6 protein-coding genes and 2 pseudogenes are annotated in these 5,725 nt (G+C 49.0%); 5 read left to right on the forward strand and 3 right to left on the reverse strand.

The features are described from left to right. Positions 1 to 121: pseudogene (locus NC980_RS25995) on the reverse strand (IS6 family transposase); the annotation flags it as partial. On the opposite strand from NC980_RS25995, the gene NC980_RS26000 reads away from it, so the two are divergent. Genes NC980_RS26000 through NC980_RS26010 form a run of 3 tightly spaced genes read left to right on the forward strand, consistent with a single transcriptional unit; the run spans position 107 to position 1,848 of the window. Beyond that, positions 107 to 892: a PDDEXK nuclease domain-containing protein gene (locus tag NC980_RS26000; RefSeq protein WP_190375112.1), complete on the forward strand. Its 786-nt coding sequence runs from the start codon at positions 107 to 109 to the stop codon at positions 890 to 892. The pseudogene NC980_RS25995 and the gene NC980_RS26000 overlap by 15 nt on opposite strands. Next, on the forward strand, positions 889 to 1,032 hold the full coding sequence (locus NC980_RS26005) for a hypothetical protein (RefSeq protein WP_242026511.1): 144 nt from the start codon (positions 889 to 891) through the stop codon (positions 1,030 to 1,032). Before NC980_RS26000 ends, NC980_RS26005 begins: the two co-directional genes overlap by 4 nt. Positions 1,033 to 1,041: 9 nt before the next feature. Continuing rightward, positions 1,042 to 1,848, forward strand: coding sequence for a tyrosine-type recombinase/integrase (locus tag NC980_RS26010; protein WP_347272558.1), 807 nt, complete (start codon positions 1,042 to 1,044; stop codon positions 1,846 to 1,848). A gap of 167 nt (positions 1,849 to 2,015) precedes the next feature. Here NC980_RS26010 and katG read toward each other — a convergent pair whose 3' ends face one another. Together katG and NC980_RS26020 are read right to left on the reverse strand one after the other, a co-directional pair. Beyond that, complete coding sequence (gene katG / locus NC980_RS26015) at positions 2,016 to 4,244, reverse strand: catalase/peroxidase HPI (RefSeq protein WP_190375113.1); 2,229 nt, start codon at positions 4,242 to 4,244, stop codon at positions 2,016 to 2,018. Between the two features lie 615 nt (positions 4,245 to 4,859). After that, a complete protein-coding gene (locus tag NC980_RS26020; protein ID WP_190375114.1) occupies positions 4,860 to 5,381 on the reverse strand; it encodes a DUF2335 domain-containing protein in 522 nt (173 codons plus the stop codon). Between NC980_RS26020 and NC980_RS26025 the strand changes: the two genes are divergently transcribed. Further along, positions 5,362 to 5,568, forward strand: a complete 207-nt coding sequence (locus tag NC980_RS26025; protein ID WP_190375115.1) for a transposase — start codon at positions 5,362 to 5,364, stop codon at positions 5,566 to 5,568. The genes NC980_RS26020 and NC980_RS26025 overlap by 20 nt on opposite strands. Positions 5,569 to 5,604: 36 nt before the next feature. Beyond that, positions 5,605 to 5,725, forward strand: a pseudogene (locus NC980_RS26030) (IS6 family transposase); the annotation flags it as partial.

A 5,725-nucleotide genomic window follows, 5' to 3' on the forward strand; every position in this document is an offset into this window, starting at 1 on the left:
TGACTTCAATGCCGCGATACAGCATCATTTTCTCAATGTCCCGGTAGCTCAACGGAAAGGTGTAATACAGCCAAACGCAGTAGCTAATAATTTCACCAGGGAAGCGATGACGGGAGTACATGGGCAAGCAGTCGTTCTTAAAGTTGAACTAGTACGATTATTCTACGTTCCGGTTAACCTGACAATACGGACACAATTAAGCTGGACTCATCACACCCTGCTTATCTCTCGGTGTAAAACCGAGGATGAGCGCCTCTTTTATCTTCAGCTTGCCGCTACCGAGCACTACAGCACCCGTGAACTTGATCGACAAATCAACAGCGGCATCTTTGAGCGCACTCGCCTTGCCGATCCGAAACTTCCACAGATGAGTCACCCTAAACCTCTCACTGGTGTCTTTCGCGATAGCTACATCTTGGACTTCCTCAATCTAGCGTCCAATCACTCTGAGAATGATTTGAAAACAGGCCTGGTGAGCTGTCTTAGAGATTTCATTCTTGAACTTGGACGAGACTTTACCTTTTTAGGTCAAGAATACCGTTTACAAGTTGGAAACAGTGACTTTACCATCGATCTGCTTTTCTTTCACCGAGAGTTGCAGAGCCTTGTTGCCTTTGAACTAAAAGTTGATAAGTTTCAGCCTCACTACCTTGGGCAGCTTGAATTTTATTTAGAAGCGCTTGATCGAGATATCAAAAAGCCTCATGAAAATCCCAGTATTGGTGTTTTACTGTGTCGTGACAAAGATGATGAAGTTGTTGAGTATGCGCTTAGTCGATCAATTAGCCCTACTGTTGTCGCTGAATACGAGATTCGATTGATTCCAAAGGAAGTGCTGCGAAGAAAACTCAATGAGTTTTATGAATTACTAGCGAGTAAGGAGGAGCCATGAACGATCGCCCTTCCTCTTTAGTCTCTTCACCGTCCTTTGTTCTCCCTGCTGTGATTGCTCAAGCAGGTGAGAAAACCTCACAACGCTTTGTTGAATTCTTCCTTGTCAGTATCCGCAACAAAAACACTCGCACCGCTTGAGCATAAGCGGTGCGGCAATTTCTTCACTGGTGCGAAGAACGAGACATTGAGTTTTCAGCAATTAGTGCGATCGTCATTTCTGCCTATATCGAGAGCCATCCTTTCTCAGCTCCTACAGTGAATCAGCACCTTGCAGCTATTCGCTCTCTTTTTCAGTGGCTTGTTGATGGCAAGATTTTAGATAGAAATCCCGCAGCAGAAGTCAAAGGGATTAAACATCGCGTAAAAACGGGCAAAACTCCTGTGCTCTCTGATGAAGAGATGAAGCAGCTTTTAGGAGGAATTGATACTTCGCATGTAGTAGGACTCAGAGATCGCGCGTTAATCGCCACAATGTTTTATAGCTTTGCTCGAATTAGTGCAGTCATTGGTATGTCAGTTGAAGACTATTTTACCAAAGGGCGACGCACGTGGATTCGCCTTCACGAGAAAGGAGGTAAATATCATGAAGTTCCTGTACATCATACAGCGGAACAGTATTTAGATGAGTATCTCAATGTTGCTGATATCACTCAAGAGAAGAAGTCTCCCCTCTTTCGTACAACAGTAGGAAGAACACGAAAACTTACAGAACGTAGATTAGAAAGGCGAGAAGCATGGGCCATGATTAAGCGCCGTGCAGAAGATACAGGCGTGAATACTGACGCATGTAATCACACATTTCGAGCAAGTGGCATTACCAACTACTTAAGAAATGGAGGAAGTCGCGATAATGCCCAGAAAATTGCAGCTCATAGCGATGTTCGCACAACGGCACTCTACGATCGCAGAGATGAAAGTATTAGTCTTGATGAGATTGAGCGAATTCGGCTTTGATAAATAGAATCTATTTTCTAGAAAATAGATTCTATTTATCTCGACAAGAAACTTCTTCGACTGCAATAAGCCCTCATCTTTGTCTCTAGATTTCACCTGTGTTTAGGTTTTCCGCAGGTTTGCGTAGCCTCGATCTCTCTTCATCGGATGAGCAGTTGCCGCTAGGCTTAGAAACTTCTCGCAGAACTTTCCGCTAAGACTGAGCGAAGGTCATAGCGATCTAGGTTCATCACCTTATCCCACGCCGCCACAAAGTCATTCACAAATTTCTGCTGTGAGTCTTCAGCTCCATAGACTTCTGCGAGGGCCCGTAGCTGAGAGTTTGAGCCGAAGATGAGGTCAACACGGGTAGCAGTCCACTTCAGGTCGCCCGTCTTGCGATCTCTCCCCTCAAACACATACTCTGCTTCAGAGGTTGCCTTCCACGTCATGCCCAGGTCGAGCAGGTTCACAAAGAAGTCATTGGTCAACGCCTCTGGCCGATGGGTGAAGACGCCGTGTTTAGACCCTCCAAAGTTTGCGCCCAGGACGCGCAGTCCGCCCAAGAGAGCCGTCATCTGCGGGGCGGTCAGGGACAGCAATTGTGCCCGATCGACCAGCAACTCCTCAAGCGATTCGCTGTGTTTGCCGCTGGTGTAGTTGCGGAACCCGTCCGCGCTCGGTTCGAGCACGGCGAAGGACTCAACATCCGTTTTCTTCTGCAATGCATCCGTACGTCCCGGTTTGAAGGGAACTGTCACGTCGTGACCCGCGTTCTTTGCCGCTTGCTCAATGCCTGTGCAGCCGCCCAGAACAATCAAGTCAGCGATCGAAACCCGCTTTCCGCCAGACTGCGAACTGTTAAACTCCTGTTGGATTCCCTCTAGGGTTTGCAGCACCGTTGCCAACTGCTCTGGCTGGTTGACTTCCCAATCCTTCTGCGGCGCAAGACGAATGCGTGCTCCGTTTGCGCCACCGCGCATATCAGAGCAGCGGAACGTGGACGCTGACGCCCAAGCGGTCGAAACCAATTGGGAGACAGACAGTCCCGAAGCGAGGATCTGGGCCTTAAGGGCGGCGATATCCTGCTCATCAATCAATTCATGATCGACTGCGGGGATTGGATCTTGCCACACGAACTCTTCGGCTGGAACCTCGGGTCCGAGATAGCGCGATCGAGGGCCCATGTCACGGTGCGTTAGCTTGAACCACGCCTTGGCAAATTGATCTGCGAACTCATCTGGGTTGTCGCGATAACGCTGCGCAATCTGGTTGTAGATGGGGTCCATCTTCATCGCCATGTCTGCTGTAGTCATCATCGGGGCGTGCCGTCTGGACGGATCATGTGCGTCGGGCACGGTACCCGCGCCAGCGTCGCCTTTGGGCTTCCATTGCCACGCACCAGCGGGACTCTTCGTTAGCTCCCAGTCATATTTGAACAGGGTTTCGAGATAGCTGTTGTCCCACTGCGTGGGTGTGGGAGTCCATGCGCCTTCGATCCCGCTGGTGATCGCATCGACGCCGACTCCCGTGTTGAAAGCGTTCTTCCAGCCGAGGCCCTGATCCATGACGGTGGCACCCCCAGGATCAGCACCGACGTGTGTCGCTTCGCCCGCACCGTGACATTTGCCAAAGGTATGCCCACCAGCGGTGAGTGCGACGGTCTCCTCGTCGTTCATCGCCATCCGACTAAAAGTCTCGCGAATATCGCGCCCTGAACCGATCGGATCAGGCTCGCCATCTGGCCCTTCTGGGTTCACGTAGATTAGACCCATCTGGACGGCAGCGAGGGGATTCAGCAGCACGCGATCGTCTTCGTAACGCTCATTGCCGAGCCAGGCTTTCTCAGAGCCCCAATAGATGTCTTCCTCAGGTGCCCAGACGTCCACACGCCCGCCAGCAAAGCCGATTGTCTTGAAGCCCATCGACTCGAGCGCACAGTTGCCTGCGAAGACCATCAGATCAGCCCACGAGATCTTCTTGCCGTATTTCTGCTTGATGGGCCACAGCAACATGCGCGCCTTGTCCAGGTTGGCATTGTCGGGCCAACTGTTAAGGGGCTCAAACCGCTGGCTACCCGAGCCCGCGCCGCCGCGACCATCGCCCATTCGATACGTACCGGCGCTGTGCCACGCCATTCGGATGAAGAGCGGCCCATAATGACCGTAGTCCGCTGGCCACCAGTCCTGGGAGGTGGTCATCAGCTCATAGATATCCGCCCTGAGCTCAGCTAAATCGAGGCTCTTGAACTCCTCAGCGTAGTTAAACTCCTCACCCATAGGGTTGGACTGAGGGGTGTGCTGGTGGAGGATGTTTAGATGCAAATAATTCGGCCACCAGTCTCGGTTCGCCGGTCTATGACGAGGCTGATGCTTTTGACCTCCGCCTGAAAACGGGCATCCGCTTTCGCTGCTCATAATATCTCCTGTCTTTGGAAAAACGCTAATCTACGGTTGCAAATCAGAGCGACTGAGAAAGCAACTTGAATAACCGTGAAATAGCCATGGGTTTAATCATAATCGGTATGAGTTCGCTTTAGAAGAATTCTTAAGCTATTGTAATTAAGTGCAATTTCTGAATCTCCCGTAGCGAGATCGTCATTTCCGCCTACATTGAGAGCCATCCTTTCTCAGCTCCTATAGAACGCATTTGAGGTCTTATTTATAGATCACAGAGATGAGAGCATTAGCCTTGATGAAATTGAGCGAATTCGGCTCTAAGTCGTCTAAAGAAAAGTTAGTAGAGGGATGGAGTTGCAAGTTGGTAAAGACATTGGGCAAAGTAATAATGAGGTGAACTCCGATTTTTTGTTTTTAGGCATTTCTCGGCGGGCTTCATCATCTTAAACTGAGTGAGGGTTTGATCTGCTTTGCACTTAGACGATCTTGCTGAGGCCTAGGGATTTTTTAGCTCTCCCTCTAGCTCATAAAGCAATTTACATTCTGCTTTCGGATAGCGATTGGACATTGACAGTAGTGGTGCCTTGCAGATGATCTTGGCTTCTTACTGATTGTTCTATAAGAGCTTTATTTCTAATTAGTAGCTCTTTTCTTGGAATCACTTGTTTCTACTTTTCTTCCTTGAATAAATGCAGTGACTAACCCTACAACAGTTGTTCCTCCAATAACAGAAGCAGCCGTTGACTCCCCTAGATAGCCCAAGAATGCAGCAGTACAAAGGCCTCCCAATCCAATCAATAGCCCAAATACTTGACCTATAAAGACTTCTCTTGACTTGGCTTTTAGAGAATTGTGAGAGATTTGAATTCTGAATTGATTATTAGCTTCAGCCATCATCATGATTCTTTCTGCAAATCCTTGTTTTACCTCTTCATAGCGCTGAAGGGTATTGGGGTCAGGTAGAGGTCCTTGATGATGCTGTATGCCAATGAGAGTCTTAGCTTCCTTGGATGGGCTGCTCGCTGAGGTAGCGGGCGATTTCGGCTTCTTTGTTACAGAGGTATTCTTGAAGTGGAACCAAAAAACTGGACAGGCAAATAAGCTACACCCATCCCACCCATGATAGGAGTAGGTTATGAGCCAAAACAAACGCAAACAACACAGCGCCCAGTTTAAAGCGAAAGTCGCGCTCGAAGCGATTAAGGGCGAAAAGACAATAGCCGAGATTGGGAGTCATTACAGTGTGCATCCGACGATGATTCACAACTGGAAGCGCCAGCTTTTAGACGGAGCCAGTGAGTTGTTTGAGCCGTATTGTCAGGTTAACCGGAACGTAGAATAATCGTACTAGTTCAACTTTAAGAACGACTGCTTGCCCATGTACTCCCGTCATCGCTTCCCTGGTGAAATTATTAGCTACTGCGTTTGGCTGTATTACACCTTTCCGTTGAGCTACCGGGACATTGAGAAAATGATGCTGTATCGCGGCATTGAAGTCA

The organism is Leptolyngbya sp. AS-A5 (genome assembly GCF_039962495.1).
GTDB lineage: Bacteria > Cyanobacteriota > Cyanobacteriia > Leptolyngbyales > Leptolyngbyaceae > Leptolyngbya.